This window comes from Micromonospora sp. NPDC049645, assembly GCF_040675155.1.
Taxonomy (GTDB): Bacteria; Actinomycetota; Actinomycetes; order Mycobacteriales; family Micromonosporaceae; genus Micromonospora.
The window spans coordinates 22,745-43,513 of sequence record NZ_JBFAOI010000007.1 but is presented as its reverse complement, the minus strand read 5'-3'; the positions used below and the strand labels follow the sequence as shown (position 1 = coordinate 43,513).

The 20,769-nt window shown below is 70.3% G+C and carries 12 protein-coding genes and 1 pseudogene; 5 read left to right on the top strand and 8 right to left on the bottom strand.

Annotated features, from left to right (window positions below):
- The first annotated feature begins 281 nt into the window (after positions 1-281).
- Both AB0J33_RS17560 and AB0J33_RS17555 read left to right on the top strand, forming a co-directional pair.
- The gene (locus AB0J33_RS17560) at positions 282-1,202 is read left to right on the top strand and encodes a tetratricopeptide repeat protein (RefSeq protein WP_363614696.1); all 921 of its coding nucleotides are present in this window, start codon (positions 282-284) and stop codon (positions 1,200-1,202) included.
- Between the two features lie 66 nt (positions 1,203-1,268).
- A complete protein-coding gene (locus tag AB0J33_RS17555; RefSeq protein ID WP_363614694.1) occupies positions 1,269-2,588 on the top strand; it encodes an arginase family protein in 1,320 nt (439 codons plus the stop codon).
- Positions 2,589-2,757: 169 nt separating this feature from the next.
- On the opposite strand, the gene AB0J33_RS17550 is transcribed toward AB0J33_RS17555, so the two are convergent.
- Positions 2,758-4,722: a penicillin-binding transpeptidase domain-containing protein gene (locus tag AB0J33_RS17550; protein WP_363614692.1), complete on the bottom strand. Its 1,965-nt coding sequence runs from the start codon at positions 4,720-4,722 to the stop codon at positions 2,758-2,760.
- 289 nt (positions 4,723-5,011) lie between these two features.
- Between AB0J33_RS17550 and AB0J33_RS17545 the strand changes: the two genes are divergently transcribed.
- Positions 5,012-10,093, top strand: a complete 5,082-nt coding sequence (locus tag AB0J33_RS17545) for an NAD-glutamate dehydrogenase (protein WP_363614690.1) — start codon at positions 5,012-5,014, stop codon at positions 10,091-10,093.
- 71 nt (positions 10,094-10,164) lie between these two features.
- Here the strand turns inward: AB0J33_RS17545 and AB0J33_RS17540 are convergent, their stop codons facing one another.
- Both AB0J33_RS17540 and AB0J33_RS17535 read right to left on the bottom strand, forming a co-directional pair.
- The gene (locus tag AB0J33_RS17540) at positions 10,165-10,869 is read right to left on the bottom strand and encodes a class F sortase (RefSeq protein ID WP_363614688.1); all 705 of its coding nucleotides are present in this window, start codon (positions 10,867-10,869) and stop codon (positions 10,165-10,167) included.
- A 1-nt stretch (position 10,870) separates the two neighbouring features.
- The gene (locus AB0J33_RS17535) at positions 10,871-12,112 is read right to left on the bottom strand and encodes a hypothetical protein (RefSeq protein WP_363614686.1); all 1,242 of its coding nucleotides are present in this window, start codon (positions 12,110-12,112) and stop codon (positions 10,871-10,873) included.
- A 602-nt stretch (positions 12,113-12,714) separates the two neighbouring features.
- Between AB0J33_RS17535 and AB0J33_RS17530 the strand changes: the two genes are divergently transcribed.
- On the top strand, positions 12,715-14,490 hold the full coding sequence (locus AB0J33_RS17530) for a glycoside hydrolase family 6 protein (RefSeq protein ID WP_363614684.1): 1,776 nt from the start codon (positions 12,715-12,717) through the stop codon (positions 14,488-14,490).
- 123 nt (positions 14,491-14,613) lie between these two features.
- Here the strand turns inward: AB0J33_RS17530 and AB0J33_RS17525 are convergent, their stop codons facing one another.
- The 5 genes and pseudogenes from AB0J33_RS17525 to AB0J33_RS17505 all read right to left on the bottom strand — a co-directional run bounded on the left by AB0J33_RS17525 (position 14,614) and on the right by AB0J33_RS17505 (position 18,882).
- On the bottom strand, positions 14,614-15,000 hold the full coding sequence (locus AB0J33_RS17525; protein ID WP_363614682.1) for a hypothetical protein: 387 nt from the start codon (positions 14,998-15,000) through the stop codon (positions 14,614-14,616).
- Between the two features lie 132 nt (positions 15,001-15,132).
- Entirely contained in the window at positions 15,133-15,441 is a 309-nt protein-coding gene (locus tag AB0J33_RS17520) for a hypothetical protein (protein ID WP_363614680.1), read from the bottom strand.
- A 16-nt stretch (positions 15,442-15,457) separates the two neighbouring features.
- On the bottom strand, positions 15,458-17,116 hold the full coding sequence (locus AB0J33_RS17515) for a sodium:solute symporter family protein (RefSeq protein ID WP_363614678.1): 1,659 nt from the start codon (positions 17,114-17,116) through the stop codon (positions 15,458-15,460).
- Positions 17,117-17,818: 702 nt separating this feature from the next.
- Positions 17,819-18,007, bottom strand: a pseudogene (locus AB0J33_RS17510) (hypothetical protein); the annotation flags it as partial.
- Between the two features lie 281 nt (positions 18,008-18,288).
- Positions 18,289-18,882, bottom strand: a complete 594-nt coding sequence (locus AB0J33_RS17505; RefSeq protein WP_363614676.1) for a hypothetical protein — start codon at positions 18,880-18,882, stop codon at positions 18,289-18,291.
- A gap of 137 nt (positions 18,883-19,019) precedes the next feature.
- Here AB0J33_RS17505 and AB0J33_RS17500 point away from each other — a divergent pair, with 137 nt between their 5' ends.
- Positions 19,020-20,507, top strand: coding sequence for a catalase (locus AB0J33_RS17500; RefSeq protein WP_363614674.1), 1,488 nt, complete (start codon positions 19,020-19,022; stop codon positions 20,505-20,507).
- Positions 20,508-20,769: the final 262 nt, after the last annotated feature.

The window sequence follows — 20,769 nt, the reverse complement described above, 5'->3', positions numbered from 1 at the left end:
CCACCCCCACCCCACCCCACCCCACCCCACCCCACCCCACCCCACCCCACCCCACCCCACCCCCATCCCGTCGATCCCGGCTCACCCCGCCCCGCCCCCGTCGATCTTGCAGTTTCTGCGGCGACGTAAGTGGTGAAAAGCGGCGTATCGACGACAGAAACTGCAAGATCGGCGAGGGCTGGGGCGGGGGTTGGGGTGGGGGGTGGGGGCGGGGTGAGAGTTGCAACGTCGGGGTTGCGGGTGAGCTGAGAATCCGGGCTCACGTGCGAGACTAGGTAACCATGAGCGACCCACGGATCACCTCGTCGATCTTCACCCGCGGCGCGGTCGACCTCAGCACGCTGCGTGGCCCCGCACCAGCCAGTACCCGCCCCGGCACGCCCCCACAGGGCGGCCCGTCCAACGGCGCCCCCGGCGCGCCCACCGGCGGTAACACCGCCATCGTCGACGTCACCGAGGCGACGATCCAGTCCGACGTGCTCGAACGCTCGATGGCCACGCCCGTCGTCGTGTTCTTCGGCGCGGCCGGCTTCCCGGAGAGCGACGAGTTCGCCCCGGTCCTGGAGCGGCTGAACGCCGAGGGCGACGGCGCCTGGGTGCTGGCCCGGGTGGACGTGCAGGAAAACCCCCGAATCGCCCAGATGTTCCGGGTCCAGGGCATTCCGATGGTCTACGCGGTCGTCGGCGGCCAGCCGGTCGACGCCTTCTCCGGCGTGGTGCCCGAGGCGCAGTTGCGGCAGTGGATCCAGGCCGTGCTCAAGGCCGGCGGCGTGACCGTCGCCGAGCCGGAGGATCCCCGCCTCGACGAGGCGGACGACGCGCTGATGAGCGGTGATCTGGACGCCGCCGAGCAGGCGTACCGCAAGATCCTGGCCGACGCCCCGGCGGACGCCGCGGCCACGGCGGGGCTGGCCCAGGTCGGGGTGGCCCGCCGGGTGGCCGGCGCCGACCCCTCCACCGCGCTGGCCGCCGCGGAGAGCGCCCCCGACGACGTCGCCGCCCAACTGCTGGCCGCCGACATCGAGGTGCTCAGCGGCCTGGCCGAGCAGGCGTACGCGCGGCTCGTCGGTCTGGTCCGGCGCACCGCCGGGGAGGACCGCGAGACGGTACGCCAGCACCTGGTCTCGCTCTTCTCCATCGCCGGCCCGGACGACCCGGCGGTCGCCTCGGCGCGCCGGGCCCTGGCCAGCGCGCTGTTCTGAGTTCGTAGCACGCCAGCGCGGGCCGGCGTTCCGGCCGGCCCGCCCGACCACCGAGGACGGGAGCTCATGATGCGCCGGATCGCCGTCCTCGACGCGCCGACAAATCTCGGTCTGCGGCCGCCGACGCCCACGTCGGTCCCGGGTTGTGCCAAGGCGCCCGGCGCGCTGCGCGACCACGACCTGCTGGCCCGGCTCCGTGCCCGCGACGCCGGCTGCGTCACCCCCGCCCGGTACGACCCGGGTGACTGGCGCCCCGGCGACGGGGTGTGCCACGCCCGGGAGATCGCCGACTACTCGCTGGCCCTCGCCGAACGCATCGGCTCGATCATCGACCGGGGCGAGTTCCCCGTGGTGCTGGGCGGCGACTGCTCGGTGCTGCTCGGCTCGGCGCTGGCCATGCACCGCCTCGGTGAGGCCGTCGGCGGGCGGATCGGGCTGGTCTTCGTCGACGGGCACTCCGACTTCCGGCACCCCGGCAACGCCTCCTACGTCGGCGCCGCCGCCGGTGAGGACCTGGCCCTGGTCACCGGTCGGGGGCAGGCCGACCTGGCCGCGCTGGAGGGCCGCCGGCCCTATTTCCGCGACATCGACGTGGTGGTGCTCGGCATTCGTGCCCAGGACGAATACCGGCTCGACCTCCAGGCCGCCGGGATCACCACCCGACCGGTGCCGGCGTTGCGGGCCGAGGGCGCCGCCCGGACGGCCCAGTGGGCGCACGAACAGCTCGCCGACTGCGCGGGCTACTGGGTGCACATCGACGTGGACGTGCTCGATCCGGCGGTGATGCCCGCCGTGGACGCCCCCGACCCGGGCGGGATCGCCTTCGCCGAGCTGGAGATCCTGCTTGCCGGCCTGGTCGACACCCCGCACTGCCTCGGCGTGGAGCTGACCGTCTTCGACCCCGACTACGACCCGGACGGCTCGTACGCGGCCGAGATCGTCAACACCGTGGTCGCCGGTCTGGCGCCGGTCACCGCCCCCGAGGCGGTGCCGCCCCGGCTGCTGTCGGCCCGTCCGGCGCCCGGTCCACGGCGGGGCAACGGCCGAAGCGACCGTGTGGAGCGGTCTGGCGCTGTCGGGCGGCCTCACGGGCTCGGCGCCGAAACAGACCTTGCCGATGGCGACGGGTCTGCTGGGGCAGTGGTTGACAGCGACCGCGACCGCTCGGCCGAGGTGACGCAGCGGGGTCTTCCCGGTCGCGCCCACGCCGAGCCGTCGGGGGTGAGGGCGGTGATCCCGGTTGCGGTCGAGCACGAACCGGTCGGCCCGCCGGCCTCGGCTGGACCGGGCCTGCTCCGGCGAGCCTCGCCGCCCGCCGGGGACACGTCGGGCGAGAGTCCTGCCACCGACAATGGCGCGGATCTACACAAAGCCGACACAGCCTGACTCGATCTGCGGTCCGCCAGGCGTTGATCGACTCGAGTTCATTGACATCGGGGTCTCTGCCGCCGCTGGATAGCGCGGGTTTCAAGGAACCCGAGTGGATCAACGCCAGCGAGCGCCCCGAGGCGTCGGGTCGCCGCGCCGCTCTGGCGTTCCGGCAGGGTGGTAGGGGTCAGGGGTTCGGCAGGGCGCGGAGGAAACGCTCGGCGATCGGGACGGCCGAGGCGGTGCTGGCGCCGCCCTTCTCCACGAAGACGGCGAACGCCACGTCGCCCCGCCAACCGACGAACCAGGCGTGGGTGTGCGCCGGGTTGTTGTCGTACTCGGCGGTGCCGGTCTTGCCGTACACCTCGCCGGGCACGTCCTTGAGCGCGCTGCCGGTGCCGGTGGTGACCACCTCGCGCATCATCGCGCGCAGCGCCGCGACCGATTCCGGCTTGAGTTGCTCGCCGGCCGGGGCCGGCTTGGCCGGCGCCGGGTCGGTCAGCAGCTTCGGCTGTTCGAAGCGACCGCGGGCGACGGCGGCGGTGGCACCCGCCATGGCGAGCGGGCTGACCAGCGTGGTGCCCTGCCCGAACGACGCGGCGGCCTGCTCGGCCAGGCTGCCGCCCGTCGACGCCTTGCCGGTGAAGGCGTCGACGCCGAGATCCCACTGACCCTCCAGGCCCAGCGAGCGACCGGCGGCGGCCAACCCGTCGCCGCCGAGCTTCGGTGCCAGCGCGGCGAACGCCGTGTTGCAGGACTTGGCGAAGTCGGTGCGGAACGGCACCGAGCCGAGCGCGAAGTTGTCCGAGTTCTTGAAGGACCGACCGTCCACGGTGAAGGTCTTCGGGCAGTTCACCGGCCCGTCCAGAGTGACCGCGCCCCGGTCCAGGAGGCCCAGCGTGCTGACCATCTTGAAGGTGGAGCCCGGAGGGACCTGGGCGTTGAAGGCCAGATTTTCCCCGGCCGGGCCGGGGCCGTTCGCCGCGGCGAGCACGGCGCCGTCGCTGATCCGCAGCGCCACCAGGGCGGCTCGGCGTGGCTCGGCGCGCAGTGCCCCGTCGGCCGCGTTCTGGACGGCGACGTCCAGCGTGGTCCTCAGCGCCTGCCCGGGCTGCGGTTCCCGGCGGAACAGCTCGGTGCCGGTGGGTTCGAGTTTGCCGTCCTCGGTCGGACGCTCGACCACCACGGTCAGCCCGGGGCCGCCGCGCAGCCGTTCGTCGTAGCGGCCCTGTAGCCCGCCGTGCCCGACCACGTCGCCGACGACGTACCGGTCGGGGTGTGCGGCGAGGTCGTCGGCCTGCGCCGGGTCGACAGTGCCGAGCAGCGCCCGGGCGAACTCCCGGGTGGGGGCCAGGTCGATCTTGTCGGAGATGAACTTGGTGCCGGGCAGGTCGTAGATCCGGGGCTTGATCTGCAGGTACGCCTCCTCGCGGAGCGACACCACCTCGACGAAGGCAGCCGGCTCGGCCTTGGCCACCCGCTCCGGCAGGTCGGCCAGGTCGACGCCGGGGACCAGCGCCGGGCGGATGGCCTTGAACGCCGCGTCGAGGTCCTTGACGAGCTTCTTCAGGTCGGTGACCCCGTTGGGCTGCACCCCCACCCGGACCACCGGGCGCGGGGTCACGAGGGGCTTCCCGGCGTTGTCCAGAACCGCGGCGCGGGTGCCGGCGTCACGGCGCAGCGCCAACCGGTCGCCCTTGGTGAGCTGCTCGTGCACCACCTTCGGTTCCCAGATCACCTGCCACTGGTCGCCGTCGCCCTGCGCGAGCCGCACCTCCCGGTCGTACGCCCAGCGGGTCTGACCAGGCAGGTTCCACTCCACCTGAATGGTGGTGGTCGCGATGTCCTTCGTGATCTTCGGCTCGCCACGACGCTTCAACGTGGGCGGGGTGGCCGCCAGCTCACCGGACAGGTCCTTGATCTCGCGAGCCACGTCGGCCGCCGGCAGCTTGTTGCCGATCGGGTCGATCAGACCGACCGCCTGGAGGTCACCACTGCGCCAGCCCGCGAGGAAGGCGTCGACGATGCCCTGCGGCCCGTCGTCACCCGAGCAACCGACCAGACCACCCGCCGCGAGCAGCGCCGTGGTGACGGCGGCGGCCAGGCGTCGGGCGGGGTTCGGCCGGTGGGGCCGGGGGTACGACAGGGGCATGAAGCTGGTCCTTCCGATTTCCGACTGCCCTCGCACGGTAGTACGCCCACGGCGTCCCCAACGTCCCCCGGGTGCTCGGCAGCGCGCAAAGACGGGCCGCGCCAGTGTGATGAACATCGCGTGGCGGGGTATCCCGCAGCCGGCCAACCTCGGACCCGCAACGGGTGAAAGGACAAAGTCCCGATCCGGACGTCTGGCCAGTGGTCCGCCGACGAAGGCGCACAACGGCAGGGCCTAGGCTGGGCGGCAGAGTGACCCACAACGCGGTGGGTCGAGGGGAGTGGCACCGATGGACCGGCGTCCGGCGATCAAACCGGAACCCGACCTCCGGCAGGATGACTCCGGCCGGGACGACGACAGCTTCGATTCGGCTACCGACGGGGACGGCTACGGCCGGCTCGACACGGGAGTCACCGGGCTGACCGGGTCGAGCATCGACACCATCTACGATCTGGGCCTGCCCACCGAGGCGTTGGCCGACGACGTGGAGGACGCCGAGCTCGACGAACCCGTTCCCAACGCGGAGCGCCTGGTGGCTCAGGCCGTCGCGCTCGCGGGGGACGATCACGACGCGGCGACACTTGTCGGCCGTTTCTGGCGGTTCGCCCCGGACGAGGAGCTGGTCGGCTTCACGGCGGAGGAGATGCTCGACGCGGCCCGGGCGCACCGGGACCTGGCCCAGCAGCGGGTGCCGGGCGAGTTGAAGCTGCGGATCCACGAACCGCACGCGGACCAGCACCACACGGTCGTCGAGATCGTCACGGACGACATGCCGTTCCTGGTCGACTCGGTGACCGCGCTGCTCAACTCGTACCACCTGGACGTGCACCTGCTGGTGCACCCGCTGGTCGTGGTGCGGCGGGAGCCGCTGGGCCGGCTCACCGAGGTCTCCGCGGACGTGGAACCGGACGACGCGATCGCCGGCGACATCGTCGAGAGCTGGATGCGGATCGAGATCGACCCGGTCCGGGACGCGGCCGAGCGGGACCGGCTGCGCCGCGAGTTGCAGCGGGTGCTCACCGATGTCCGGGAGGCGGTGGAGGACTGGCCGAAAATGCGTCAGCGTGCCCTCGCGCTCGCCGACGAGCTGGCCTCGACCCGTACCTCGGACAACCGCCCACCGGTGCCGGAAAAGGACATCACGGACTCGGTGGAGCTGCTGCGTTGGCTGGCCCACGACCACTTCACGTTCCTCGGTTACCGGGAGTACCGGCTGGTGGACGCGGACGGTGGCGACGCCACCGACCAGGTCGACGGCAAGGCGTTGGAGGCGGTGCTCGGCACCGGTCTGGGCATCCTGCGCTCGGATTCGCCGGACGCGCGGTCGTTGTCCTCGATGACGCCCGAGGCGCACGAGAAGGTGCTGGAGAAGCGCCTGCTCATCATCACCAAGGCCAACTCCCGGGCCACCGTGCACCGCTCGGCCTACCTGGACTACATCGGCTTCAAAATCTTCAACTCCGCCGGGGACGTGATCGGCGAGCGGCGTTTCCTCGGCCTCTTCTCGACGGCCGCGTACCGGACCAGCGTGCGCGAGCTGCCGGTGGTCCGCCGCAAGGTGGCCGAGGTGCTGGACCGCTCCGGCCTGAGCCAGCGCAGCCACTCGGGCAAGGATCTGATCCAGATCCTGGAGACCTACCCGCGCGACGAGCTGTTCCAGATCAAGACCGACGACCTGTACCACGCGGTGATCGGCGTGCTGCGGATGGCCGGCCGCCGTCAGCTGCGGGTCTTCCTGCGGCGGGACGCGTACGGGCGGTTCATCTCCTGCCTGATCTACCTGCCCCGGGACCGGTTCACCACCCAGAACCGGCTGCGCATGCAGGACATCCTGCTGCGTGAGCTGAACGGTGTCGGGGTGGACTACACCACCCGGGTCACCGAGTCGATGCTGGCGCGGGTGCACTTCATCGTCCGTACCGACCCGACGCGGCCGCCCGGCGAGATCGACGCCGACCTGCTGGCCGAGGAGTTGGCCGACGCCACCCGGCTCTGGGACGACGACTACCGGCTGGTGCTGGAGCGCAAGCTCGGCGACGAGCAGGCCAAGCACCTGTTCACCCGGTACGCCGACGCGTTCCCGGAGGGCTACAAGGACGGGCACACGCCGTACGAGGCGATGAAGGACCTGGCGAAGCTGGAGCTGCTGGAGGAGCCCGGCCAGCTGGAGATGCACCTGTTCCGCAAGCAGTTGGCGCCCCGGCCCGGCGCCCGGGTGCCCGGCGCGGACCTGGCCGAGGCGATGGACGTCCGGTTCAAGGTCTACCGGTACGGCGAACCGATGATGCTCTCCGCCGTGCTGCCGGTGCTGCACTCACTCGGCGTCCGGGTGGTCGACGAGCACCCGTACGAGGTGGACCGGATCGACGGTCGGGTCTATCTGTACGACTTCGGCCTCATGCTGCCCGAGGGGCATCACGAGCTGGCCGAGGTGCGCCCGCACGTGGAGAACGCCTTCGCTGCGGCCTGGCGCGGCGAGGCCGAGGTGGACCGGTTCAACGAGCTGGTGCTGCGTGGCGGGCTGACCTGGCGGCAGGTGGTGGTGCTGCGGGCGTACGCGAAGTACCTGCGGCAGGCCGGCACGGTCTTCTCGCAGGACTACATGGAGCAGACCTTCATCGCGTACCCGAAGCTCGCCGCGTTGCTGGTGGAGCTGTTCGAGACCCGGTTCGCGCCGGGTGAGCTGAGCACCGAGCAGCGGCAGCAGCGCAGCGGCGAGCTGGTGGAGACGATCCGGGGCGCGCTGGACGACGTGGCCAGCCTCGACCAGGATCGCATCCTGCGCTCGTACCTGACGCTGATCGAGGCGACCCTGCGGACCAGCTTCTACCAGCGGCGCGCCGACGGGCGGCCGAAGGCGTACGTCGCGTTCAAGCTGGACCCGCAGGCCATTCCGGACCTGCCCGCGCCGCGGCCGAAGTTCGAGATCTTCGTCTACTCGCCCCGGTTCGAGGGCGTGCACCTGCGGTTCGGGCCGGTGGCCCGGGGCGGGTTGCGCTGGTCCGACCGTCGGGAGGACTTCCGGACCGAGGTGCTGGGCCTGGTCAAGGCGCAGATGGTGAAGAACACCGTGATCGTGCCGGTCGGCGCCAAGGGCGGCTTCGTGTTGAAGCAGAAGCCGGGTGACCGGGACGAGGCGGTCGCCTGCTACCAGGAGTTCGTCGGCGCGATGCTCGACGTCACCGACAACATCGTCAGCGGGCAGATCGTGCCGCCCGAGGACGTGGTGCGGCACGACGGCGACGACCCGTACCTGGTGGTGGCGGCCGACAAGGGCACGGCGACGTTCTCCGACATCGCCAACGAGATCTCCACGGCGCACAACTTCTGGTTGGGCGACGCGTTCGCGTCCGGCGGTTCCGCCGGCTACGACCACAAGAAGATGGGCATCACCGCCCGGGGCGCCTGGGAGTCGGTCAAGCGGCACTTCCGGGAGCTGGGCCTGGACACCCAGACCCAGAGCTTCACGGTGGTGGGTGTCGGTGACATGTCCGGCGACGTGTTCGGCAACGGAATGCTGCTGTCCGAGCACATCCGGCTGGTGGCCGCCTTCGACCACCGGCACATCTTCCTCGACCCCGAGCCGGACGCGGCGACCTCGTACGCGGAGCGTCGGCGGCTGTTCGACATGTCCCGATCCTCCTGGGAGGACTACAACCCGGAGCTGATCTCGGCCGGTGGCGGCATCTTCCCGCGTACCGCGAAGTCGATCCCGATCACGCCGCAGGTGCGGGCGGCGATCGGCCTGGACGACGACGTCACGCAGATGTCTCCGCAGGACCTGATGAAGGCGATCGTCACCGCCCCGGTGGACCTGTTCTGGAACGGCGGCATCGGCACCTACGTCAAGGCGTCCACGCAGACCAACGCCGAGGTGGGCGACAAGTCCAACGACGCGATCCGGGTGGACGGGCGCAGCCTGCGCTGCCGGGTGGCGGGCGAGGGCGGCAACCTGGGCTGGACCCAGCTCGGCCGGATCGAGTACGCGCTGACCGGTGGCCGGATCTACACGGACTTCATCGACAACGCGGCCGGCGTGGACACCTCCGACCACGAGGTGAACATCAAGATCCTGCTGAACACGGCCGTGGCCGACGGCGAGTTGACCACGGCCGAACGGGACGAGCTGCTGGCCGGGATGACCGACGAGGTCGCCGAGCTGGTGCTGCGGGACAACTACGACCAGGCTCGGGCGATCAACAACGCCCAGGCCCAGGCCGCCTCGCTGCTCCCGGTGCACCGCCGGATGATCAACGAGCTGGAGCGTTCCGGCGCGTTGGACCGGTCGTTGGAGGCGCTGCCGCCGGACGAGGAGCTGGCGGTCCGCAGCGAGTCCGGCCTGACCGCGCCGGAGTTCGCGGTGCTGCTCGCGTACGTGAAGATCGTCCTGGAGCGGGAGATCCTCACCGAGGGGTTGGCCGACGAGGAGTGGACGACCGACGTCCTGGTCAACTACTTCCCGACGCCGATGCGCGAGCGGTTCGCCGACCGGATGGGCCGGCACCGGCTACGCCGGGACATCGTCACCACCGTGCTGGTCAACGAGGCGATCAACCGGGGTGGCATCTCGTTCATCTTCCGGGTGGTCGAGGAGACGGCGGCCAGCGCGGCGGACGTGATCCGGGCGTACGTGGTGGTCAGTGAGGTCTTCGGCCTGCGCGACCTGTGGGACGCGGTCGAGGCGCTGGACAACAAGGTGGCGCCGGAGTTGCAGACCAGCGTCTACCTGGACACCCGCCGGCTGCTCGACCGGGCGGTGCGCTGGCTGGTCTCCAACCGGCGCTCGCCGATCGACGTGCCCGCCGAGATCAGCCGACTGCGGGACGGCGTCACCCGGCTCCTGCCGGGGCTGGAGGATCTGTTCTACGGCAACGAGCGCCAGGGCATCGCCGCCCACATGGACTCGATGACCGAGCGTGGGCTGCCCCGCGAGCTGGCGGAGCGGGCGACCCGGCTGATGTACAGCTTCGGCCTGATGGACGTGGTGGAGACCGCGAACGCCAGCGGGCGGGACGTCAGCGAGGTGGCCTCGGTCTACTTCGTGCTGTCCGACCTGTTCCGGGTGGACTCGCTGCTGTCGAAGATCTCCCTGCTGCCGCGGGAGGACCGCTGGCAGACGCTGGCCCGCATGGCGCTGCGGTACGACCTGTACGCCGCGCTGGCCGCGCTCACCGCGGAGGTGCTCGACTCCACCCCGGACGACCTGCCGCCGCACGAGCGGGTGCAGCAGTGGGAGCAGTCGAACGCGACCTCGATCCACCGTGCCCGGCGGGCGATGGGCGAGTTCGACGAGTCGCGGGCGGATCTCGCCGCCCTCTCGGTGCTGCTGCGCCAGATCCGCACCCTGGTGCGGACCTCCGCAGCCGCCTGAGTCAGGTACGCCGGACGCGGTCCGGCCGACCGGGTCACCCCGATCGGCCGGACCGCGTTTCGTTCGTCCGGTCACGCCTTCAGCGTGGCGAAGACGACGATGTTGTCCTGATAGCTCTTGGCGGCCTCGTCGAACTGACCGCCGCAGGTGACCACCCGCAGGCTGGGCCGGTCACTCGGTCCGTACACCAACTCGGTGGGGAAGGCCGTCTTCGGGTACGACTTCACCGAGTCGACCGAGAAGGTGGCCGGCACCCCGTCGGCGCGGCGCACGGTGATGACGTCGCCGGGGGTGAGAGCGCCGAGGTCGAAGAAGACAGCCGGGCCGAGCACCGCCGAGTCCACGTGCCCGACCACGACCGCGTTACCCGTCTCGCCGGGGCTGGCACCCGGCTCGTACCACCCGGCCTGGTCGGCCTTGTCCAACGGAGGGACCTGGACGGTGCCGTCGGGGTTGGTGCCCAACGACATGATCGTCGCGTCGACACCGATCCGGGGGATCTCGATGCTGGTCGGTGCCGACCGTGCCAACCCGGCCGGAGCGTCCCCCGGACCGACCGGCTGACCGTCGACCTCCGAGGCGTCGGCAGCGGTGCTCGCCGGCCCGGTGACCTCGGGGCCGGCCTGGGCCAACGGCTGCGGTGGTCGGGGAGCCGGCCCGGTGTTCAGCGCGGCGCCGATCATGCCGGCGCCGATCATGGCCATGGTGACGACGACGGCCAAGCCGGCGGCACGCCACGGTTTCCCGTGACGGCCGCCGGCCCGTGTCGTCGTCACGTCAGACGAGCGAACCATCGGTCCGCCGACGACGCATCAGCACGATCCCGCCCAGCGCGGCAGCGCCGAGCAGGCTCGCCCCACCGGTGGCGAGGCCCCGGTCGGTGCCGGTGCTGGCGCCACCGTCACCACCGTCGACACCGCCGTGCGGCAGCACGACGAGCTCGCCCTCGCCGCACGAGCCCTTGAGCTCGTAGCGACCCGGCTTGGCGTCCTTGTCGACCTTGGCTTCGCCGTAGTAGACGAACTCGCGCTCCTCGCCCCGGTCACGCTTGTCCGAGCCGCGCTCGTCGGAGCCGTATTCCGAGCCCTTGTCCGAGCCGTATTCGGAGCCGCGCTCGTCGGAGCCGTACTCCGAGCCCTTGTCCGAGCCGTACTCGGAGCCGTGCTCGTCCTTGGACTTCCAGCTCTTGTCCGAGCCGTATTCGGAGCCGCGCTCGTCGGAGCCGTATTCCGAGCCCTTGTCCGAGCCGTACTCGGAGCCGTGCTCGTCCTTGGACTTCCAGCTCTTGTCCGAGCCGTACTCGGAGCCGCGCTCGTCGGAGCCGTATTCCGAGCCCTTGTCCGAGCCGTACTCCGAGCCGTGCTCGTCCTTGGACTCCCAGTCCTTCTTGTCTTCGTCCTTGGACTCCCAGTCCTTCTTGTCACGGCTGTCATCGGCGTCCTGGCCGTGCTCCTCGCCCTTCCAGTCCTTGCTGTCCTCGTCGCCGTAGGCGTCGGCGGCGGCGCCGCCGCCCTGCCCGCCCTTGTCGTTCTCGTCCTTGCCCTTGTCCTTGCCGTTCTCGTCCTTGCCGTTCTCGTCCTTGCCCTCGTGGTCCTTGCCCTTGTCGTCCTTGCCGTTCTCGTCCTTGCCGTGCTCGTCCTTGCCCTTGTCGTCCTTGCCGTTCTCGTCCTTGCCCTCGTGGTCCTTGCCGTTCTCGTCCTTGCCGTTCTCGTCCTTGCCCTTGTCGTGGTCGGAGGAGTTCTCCTCCTCGCTCCACTCGCGGTCCTCGCCCCGGTCCTCGTGCGCCGGCTTGAGCTTGACCTTGCCGGTGACCTGGGACCACACGAACGCGTGCTCCTGCCGATCCGGGCAGATCTCGAGGAGCTTGACCTCGTCGCCAGCCTTCACGACGTGCGGCTTGGCGAAGACCTTGCCGTCGTCGTGGCCGTCGGCGAACGCGATCCCCGGTGCGAACACCAGGAGCGACGCGCCGCCGAGCGCGGCGCCCGCAACGACTTTCCCGAGCATCTTCTTAGCCATGACCTGCGTCACTCCATCCCTGTTGTCCTGTGCCCGGCGACAACCGAGCTAAGACCGACGTTAGACCTTTTCATGACTTATGAAGTGAAAGATTCGCGTTTTGACCTTTGATCCAAGTAAGAGGTGAAGGGGTGCTACGCGGCTTTCGCCGCCCGGCGCGTCGTGTCGCTCGTCGCGCAACCTTGCGGGTGCCAAATGGTGTTCCAGGCTGGGCGTGCCCGGCCGGGTTGGGTCATCCGGTAACGGCGACGCTCGACCGGCCCGTGCCGCGAGGGCGAACCCGGGGGTATCGTCCGAAGCCGCCTCCCGCAACGCATCGAGCCATTGCCATGGAAGCGCTCCCATGCAAGAATCGGCGAACGCGGTTCAGCGAGCCACACCGCGCAGGCAGGGCCGTCGAGGGCACCCGGTTCACCGGGCGACTCCCGCCGCTGATCGACCGGCCGACGCATCGGCCGTGCACCACCACCACCATCGCCCGTCCGGGTCGGGCGCCCCCCCAAAAAATCCCGTTGGCGCCGGCGGCCGTCCGTGTAGGACGCCCACCGGGCCGTCCCGCCGGGCCGTACGTGGGCCCGGTCTCGCCCAAGGAGATCAGTGGCATGAATGTGTGGAGAAGGCTGACCGGCCCACGCCGGGCCCTCGCGCTCGCTGGCGCGGGTGCCCTGGTCGCCGGCGGGCTGGTGACGATTCCCGTCACCGCGGCGCAGGCCGCGACACAGTGCGACATCGCATACACGAGCAACGACTGGCAGGGCGGCTTCACCGCGAACATCACCATCAAGAACGTCGGTGACGCGCTGAACGGCTGGACGCTGGGCTGGACCTTCCCCAACTCCAGCCAGCGGGTGCAGCAGGGCTGGTCCGCCACGTTCACCCAGTCCGGCAGCCAGGTCACCGCCCAGAGCCTGTCCTACAACGGCACCCTGGCCACCGGCGCGTCGACGAGCATCGGCTTCAACGGCGCGTGGAGCGGCAGCAACCCCAAGCCGACCTCGTTCACCCTGAACGGCGTGGTCTGCAACGGCGGCACCACCCCGCCCACCACCCCGCCGCCCACCACGCCCCCGCCCACGACCCCGCCGCCCACCACGCCTCCGCCCACGACCCCGCCGCCCGGCACCAAGGTCGACAACCCGTACGCCGGGGTGCGCGGTTACGTGAACCCGGAGTGGAAGGCCAAGGCGGACGCCGAGGCCGGCGGAAGTCGGGTCTCCAACAACCCCACCGCCGTCTGGCTGGACCGGATCGCCGCGATCAACGGCACGCCGGACAGCAGCTCCAACGGTGCCTTCGGGGTGAAGGACCACCTGGACGAGGCGCTGCGCCAGGGCGCTGGCTACATCCAGTTCGTGATCTACAACCTGCCCGGCCGGGACTGCTCCGCGCTCGCCTCCAACGGTGAGCTGGGCCCGGACGAGCTGCCCAAGTACAAGGCCCAGTACATCGACCCGATCGCCGCGATCCAGGGTGACTCGAAGTACAGCAGCCTGCGGATCATCAACATCATCGAGATCGACTCGCTGCCGAACCTGGTCACCAACACCTCCGGTCAGCCCGGCGGCACGGTCATGTGTGACACGGTCAAGGCCAACGGCGCCTACGTCAACGGTGTCGGCTACGCCCTCGCCAAGCTCGGCGCGATCGGCAACGTCTACAACTACATCGACGCCGGGCACCACGGCTGGCTGGGCTGGGACTCCAACTTCGGCCCGACCGCCGACATCCTGAAGACCGCCGCGGTCGCCTCCGGCAGCACGGTCAACAACGTGCACGGCTTCATCACCAACACGGCGAACTACTCGGCGCTGCGTGAGCCGTACTTCAAGGTCACCGACAACGTGAACGGCCAGACGGTGCGGCAGTCCAAGTGGGTCGACTGGAACTTCTACGTCGACGAGCTGTCGTTCGCCCAGGCGTTCCGCACCAAGCTGGTCTCGGTCGGCTTCAACTCCAACATCGGCATGCTGATCGACACGTCCCGCAACGGTTGGGGTGGCTCCGCGCGGCCCACCGGGCCGGGCGCGACGACAAGCGTCGACACCTACGTCAACGGTGGTCGCATCGACCGGCGCCTGCACCTCGGCAACTGGTGCAACCAGGCCGGCGCCGGCCTCGGCGAGCGTCCCCGGGCCAACCCGGAGACCGGCATCGACGCCTACGTCTGGGTGAAGCCGCCGGGTGAGTCGGACGGCTCCAGCAAGGAGATCCCGAACAACGAGGGCAAGGGCTTCGACCGGATGTGCGACCCGACCTACGGCGGCAACGCCCGCAACGGCAACAACCCGTCGGGTGCTCTGGCCGACGCGCCGATCTCCGGCGCCTGGTTCTCCGCACAGTTCCAGGAGCTCATGCGCAACGCGTACCCGGCGCTCTGATCGGGTAGCTCACGCGCCAACCCGCTGCCAGTGGTTGGTGAGGCACTGTTGGCAGCAGGTTCCCCCCGGGTCCCCGGCTCGACCGTCGCAGGTCGGGCCGGGGACCCCCCTCGTGCCCCCCGGTCAGGGCACGGTGCGTTCGATCGCCGCCCGGCCCTGCTCGGCAAGATCACGGCGGGCCTTGTCCAGGTTCTCCGGTGTCAGGTCCTGGCCGCGGGCCATCACCAGGTCCTCCGGCTCCCAGGGCTGTTCGCCACCGGTACGGATGTTGTCTCCACCGGCCCCGGTGCCCGTCCCGGTGGCTCCGGTGCCCGCGGCGTAGGGGTCGCCGATCAGCTCGTCGGTGTCCGGGGCGAGGTCGCCCGCTCGGCTGGCGGGCTCGGCGAAGGCCGGATTGTCGTGGTCGGGGCCGCCTCCGGTCCGCAGCTGCGGCACGGTGGCGTCATCATCCACCGCCGAGGCCACCTCGGGGCTGTCCTCCAGGGGCGGTTGGCGATCGCGATCGGTCATGGTGCTGCCTCCTGTGTCCGACACGGTGCCTGATTTCCTCACGTACCCCTTCGTGCCGCGCTCATGCCGCACGGCCCGGCGGTCCAGCCGGGCCGTGCTCTCGAGGTGCGGTCGGGCCGGGCGGCCCGGCGCTCAGGCTTCGGGCTGGTGCTCGTTCGGGGCGGGCGCCTCGGCCGGGCGCAGCCACTGCCAGAGCAGCATCAGCAGACCGAACACGAGCATCGCCAACCCGGCCCACAGGTTGATCCGTACGCCTTCGGCCTTGTCGATCTCGGCCCGGCTGTCGAAGATGCCGATCAACGTCACGATGATCCCGTACGCGACGAAGAGGCCGCCGATCACCCGGCGGATGTCGAACAGCCGGGCCGCGGCGGAACGTCGCTGCTCCGCCTGCGCCTCGTCGATCAGCGGGTCCTGTGCCGGCTGGCCATCGTTGCTCATCTGCCGACCCCTTTCCTCAGAAGACCGGGATGTAGAAGAGGGCGGCCAGCGCGACCGCGATCAGACCGAGTAGCACCGGGGAGCGGTACCAGGCGGCGTCCCCGGCGAGCACGTCGCCCTTCAGGTTGACGCCGCCCATGCCGTACACCAGCCCGCGCAGTTCCTCGTCCCGTTTCGGCGAGGTGAGCGGGGTGACGATCGCGGCGACCACCACCGCCGTGACGAACGCCAGGCCGGCGCCCCAGAAGCTTTCCTCCAGGTCGGAGTTGAAGTCGACCACGCCGCCCTTGTAGAGCAGGTAGAGGCTCAGCGACACCAGGGTGCCCAGCAGCAGCGACCAGAAGCCGGCCAGGGCGCTCATCCGCTTCCAGAACATGCCGATGATGAAGGTGGCGAACAGTGGCGCGTTGAAGACGGAGAAGAGCGCCTGGATGTAGTTCATGATGTTGCTGAATCCGGCCGCGATGAACGCGGTGCCGATCCCGATCACCACGGCGGCGACCGTCGCCCACCGGCCGACGCGCAGGTAGTACTCGTCCGACCGGTCAGGGCGGATGTACGCCTGCCAGATGTCGTACGTGAAGACGGTGTTGAAGCCGCTCACGTTGGCCGCCATGCCGGCCATGAACGAGGCGAGCAGGCCGGTGACCGCCACCCCGAGCACCCCGTTGGGGAGCAGGTCGCGCATCAGCAGCGGGATGGCGTTGTTGTACTGCAGGTCGCCGCTCTCCGCGCCGAGGCCCTTGACCGTGACCAGGGCCACCAGGCCGGGGATGACCGTGACCAGGGGGATGAACAGCTTAGGGTACGCGGCGATGATCGGCGTACGGCGGGCGGCGCTCATGTTCTTCGCCGACAGCGCCCGCTGCACCTCGGCGAAGTTCGTCGTCCAGTAGCCGAACGACAGCACGAAGCCGAGGCCGAAGACGATGCCGATCCAGTGCGCGCCCAGCGGGTTGGCCGTGCTGCCGGTGTCCTGCCACGCGTGTAGGCCGGCCTCGCCGAGCTTGGTGTCGCCGACCGCGTCCATCAGGCCGTTCCACCCGCCGACCTTGACCAGGCCGATAACGGTGACCGGGATGAGGCCGGCGAGGATGACGAAGAACTGGAGCACCTCGTTGTAGATCGCCCCGGACAGTCCGCCGATGGTGATGTACGCCAGCACGATCGCCGCGCCGACCACGATCGCCGTCCAGAGCGGCCAGCCGAGCAGCGCCTGCATGACCAGGGCCAGCGCGTAGAGGTTCACGCCGGCGATCAGCACCTGGGCGACGGCGAAGCTGAGCGCGTTGAGCAGGTGGGTGGGGCGGTTGAACCGCAGCCGCAGGTACTCCGGCACGCTGCGGACCTTCGAGCCGTAGTAGAAGGGCATCATCACGATGCCCAGGAAGACCATCGCCGGGACCGCGCCGATCCAGTAGTAGTGCACGGTCATCACGCCGTACTGGGCGCCGTTCGCGGCCATTCCGATGATCTCCAGCGCGCCCAGGTTCGCCGAGACGAAGGCGAGACCGGTCACCCAGGCCGGCAGGGACCGGCCGGAGAGGAAGAAGTCGACGCTGGTCCGGATCGCCCGGCGCGCGGCGAAGCCGACCCCGAGGACGGTGACGAAGTACAGCGCCAGAATCAGGTAGTCGAGGCCGTTCATGTTGAGCCGAAGACCGCCGCCGTCCATCCCGTCACCCCTCGTCCCGACGTTCGCACCGATTGGTGTGCGCGCGCCCTATTACCCCGTACGCGTTTTTTCACTCCCGCACGCACGAAAGCGCCCCGGCCGGCAAGCCAGGGCGCTTTCGTGGTCGTCTGTGCCTCAGCGCCCCAGTACGCGGTCCAGGAAGTCCCGGTAGTTGCGGACCGCCATGCGCAGTTGCTCGGTGTCGGCCGAGCCGGCGTCCTGCCACCCGCCCAGCGTGTTCTTCTGCGCGGCCAGCGCCGAGGAGAGGGCCTGGATGGCCTCCTCCACCAGCGACTGCGCCTCGCCGGCCGCCGCGTGCGGGTCGTCGACGAACCGTAGCTGCACGTCCCGCCAGCGGTCCCGGAAGCCCTGTGCGGTGTCCGAGTCGAGCAGCGTGGCCGGCTCGGCCGCGACCGTCGACCCGGCGGGTCGGGACGTTCCGGCGGACTCCAGCGTGGGGCCGGTGTCGTCACCGGGAACCGGTTCGCCGTCCGCGTCCGGGTCGACCATCTCCGGTGTCGCGCTGCCGTAGCCGGCCGCGCCCGCCGTGGCGGCGTCCCGATCGCCGGTCAGGTCACTGCGCCGCTCGGGGGCGCCGTCCGTACTGTCCGGCGGTAGGACGGTCCGGGCGGAGGTGTCCGCGTCGGCGCGGTCGTCGAACTCGGCGCGGTCGTCGTCGACATCCGGGTGGCGGCCGTGCAGTTCGGCGGTGGGGTCGGCGCGCAGCCCCTCACGCTCGCCGTCCTCGGCGCCGTCGCCCGGCTGGGCGGTCCGTTCGGCCCTGGGGTCCGGCTGATCCTGCGGTCGCGGGCTGGCCAGCGCGGAGGCGGCCACCGCGTCGGCCACCGTGGTCGCGCCGAACGTCGTCGGCAGCGGCCCCGGCTCGTGGAAACCGCCCTCGTCGGTGGACCGGTCGTCGCGCCGGTGCCGCGGATCGGGGTCGTCGGCGAGCTTGTCGTCGGCCGGGTCGTACGCGCCGTCCCGGTCGGTGTCGTCGGTCCGCTCGTGGGCGGCCTGGTCGTCGAAGGTGCCCCGATCGTCGAGAGCGTCCTCGGGTACGTCGGAGCGGCCGGCCCGATCGCCGGCCGGGGCTACCGGCACCGGCGCGGACCGGACGGCCTCCGGGTGGTCGTTGCTCACCTGCTGCTCTTCCTGGCGCATCGGTGGCCTCCTCAGCGGCTCGTGGCGTCGTGGTCCGGGTGGTGGCGCTGTTCGGGCGTACGGTTGCCGACCGGCTCCTCGCCCAGCAGGTCGGCGAAGAGTGCGCGGTAGTGCACGACCGCCTGCCGCAGTTCCTCGGTGCTGGCCTCGCCGCGGGCGTTGCGCAGGTGGATCTCGTGCGCGTCCCGGTAGTTGGTGAGCGTGCGGGCGTGCTCGACGGAGAGGTGGGCGATCTGGTCGGAGAAGTCGCCGGTCGGGTAGCCCCGTTCCTCGATGAGCCGGGTGACCAGTTCGTCCGCGTCACCCACGGTCTCGCCCGGGGAGTCGATGAAGCGGACCTGGAGTTCCTCCCAGGCGGCGCTGTATCGGGCCCGGGACTCAGGACTGAGCGGGGTGAGCGTGAGTTCGGCATGCCGGCGCTCCCGGTCGCGCAGCTCGCGCTCCGCGGCGGACCGGCTGTCCTGCTCCGCCACCACCCGGTCGTACTCCGGCCCGAACCGGTTGCGCAGCTCGCGACGGCGGCTGAGCGAGCGGGCGGCCAGGGCCAGCCCCGCGACGATCACCAGCACGACGAGCACGATGACGATTACCTGCGTGGGCGACATGGGCTCCTCCTTCGTCTCCTGGTATTCCCTCCGCGCAGTGATCGCCAATCCCGATCCGAGGCACTTTCCTGATAAGGAACGCAAGTGCCCCCTCGTCGAAACTTGACTCATTCCAGAAAAGGCGCTTGGGTGGGGCCATGCACCCACAGACCAGCAAGCCGATCCTCACCACCCGGCAGGGTCACCCCGTGCACAACAACCAGCAGCAGCGGACGGTTGGCTCGCGCGGCCCCGCCACGCTGGAGAACTACCACTTTCTAGAGAAGATCAGCCATTTCGACCGGGAGCGGATCCCGGAGCGGGTCGTGCACGCGCGCGGTTTCGTCGCACACGGCGAGTTCGAGGCGTACGGGACCATCGGCGACGAGCCGGCCGCGACCTACACCCGGGCCAAGTTGTTCCAGGTCAAGGGCGAGAAGACGCCGGTGACGCTGCGCTTCTCCACCGTCATCGGCGGTCGGGACTCCTCCGAGGCCACCCGCGACCCGCGTGGCTTCGCGGTGAAGTTCCGTACCGGGGACGGCAACTGGGACCTGGTCGGCAACAACCTGCCGGTCTTCTTCATCCGGGACGCGATCAAGTTCCCGGACGTCATCCACTCGCTGAAGCCGGACCCGGTGACCTTCCGGCAGGAACCGAACCGGATCTTCGACTTCATGTCCAACACCCCCGAGTCGATGCACATGCTGACCTGGCTGTTCAGCCCGCGCGGCATCCCGGCCAACTACCGGACGCAGGACGGCTTCGGCGTGAACACCTACCGGATGGTCAACGCCGCGGGTGAGGGCGTGCTGGTCAAGTACCACTGGAAGTCGCAGCAGGGCATCGAGTCGCTGACCGAGGAGCAGGCCGCCGCCATCCAGGCGAACGAGCTGGGTCACGCCTCCAAGGACCTCTACCAGGCCATCGAGCGCGGCGAGTGCCCACAGTGGGAGCTCAACGTCCAGATCATGAGCGACGACGAGCACCCGGAGCTCGACTTCGACCCGCTCGACGACACCAAGACCTGGCCGGAGGACGCCTTCCCGCTGCGCCCGGTGGGCATGATGACGCTCAACCGCAACGTCGGAAACTTCCACAACGAGAACGAGCAGATCGCGTTCGGCACCGGTGTACTCGTCGACGGCCTCGACTTCTCCGACGACAAGATGCTGGTCGGGCGCACGTTCTCCTACTCGGACACCCAGCGCTACCGGATCGGCCCGAACTACCTCCAGTTGCCGATCAACGCGCCGCGCGCCGACGTCCAGGTCAACACCAACCAGGACGGCGGCCAGATGGCGTACCGGGTGGACGACCGGGGCGGCAACCCGCACATCAACTTCGAGCCGTCCTCGGTGGCCGGTCTCGACCAGGCCGACGAGTCGTACCGGGAATACCGGCCGTTCGTCTCGGGTCAGGTCATGCGAGCGCCGATCGATCGGCAGAACAACTACGCCCAGGCCGGTGAGCGCTTCCGCACCATGCCCCGGTGGGAACGCGATGACCTGGTGAAGAACCTGGTCAACCTGCTGGGCCAGTGCGACAAGCAGATCCAGGAGAAGATGGTCTGGCACTTCAGCCAGTGCGACGACGCCTACGGCCGGCGGGTCGCCGAAGGGCTCGGCATCGCCGACCACGCCTGATTTCTCGGCATCGCCGACCGCGCCTGATCCGTCCGCAGCACGCGAACGCCCCGCCGGTGCGCCGACGGGGCGTTCGCCGTCTCCCGCCGGCAGATCCCGGAGCGTCGATGTCGGCGCGACGGGCGGTAGTGCAACGGCCCTCGATTACGTATCCTGCCCAAGGCGCCCGCGCCGGTGCCCGGCGAACGGCCGGGCGCGCAGCCGGCCGGCGCGTTGCCCGGCGGTGCCGGCACCCCTCCTGCCACCCCTGTACGGGCGAGGT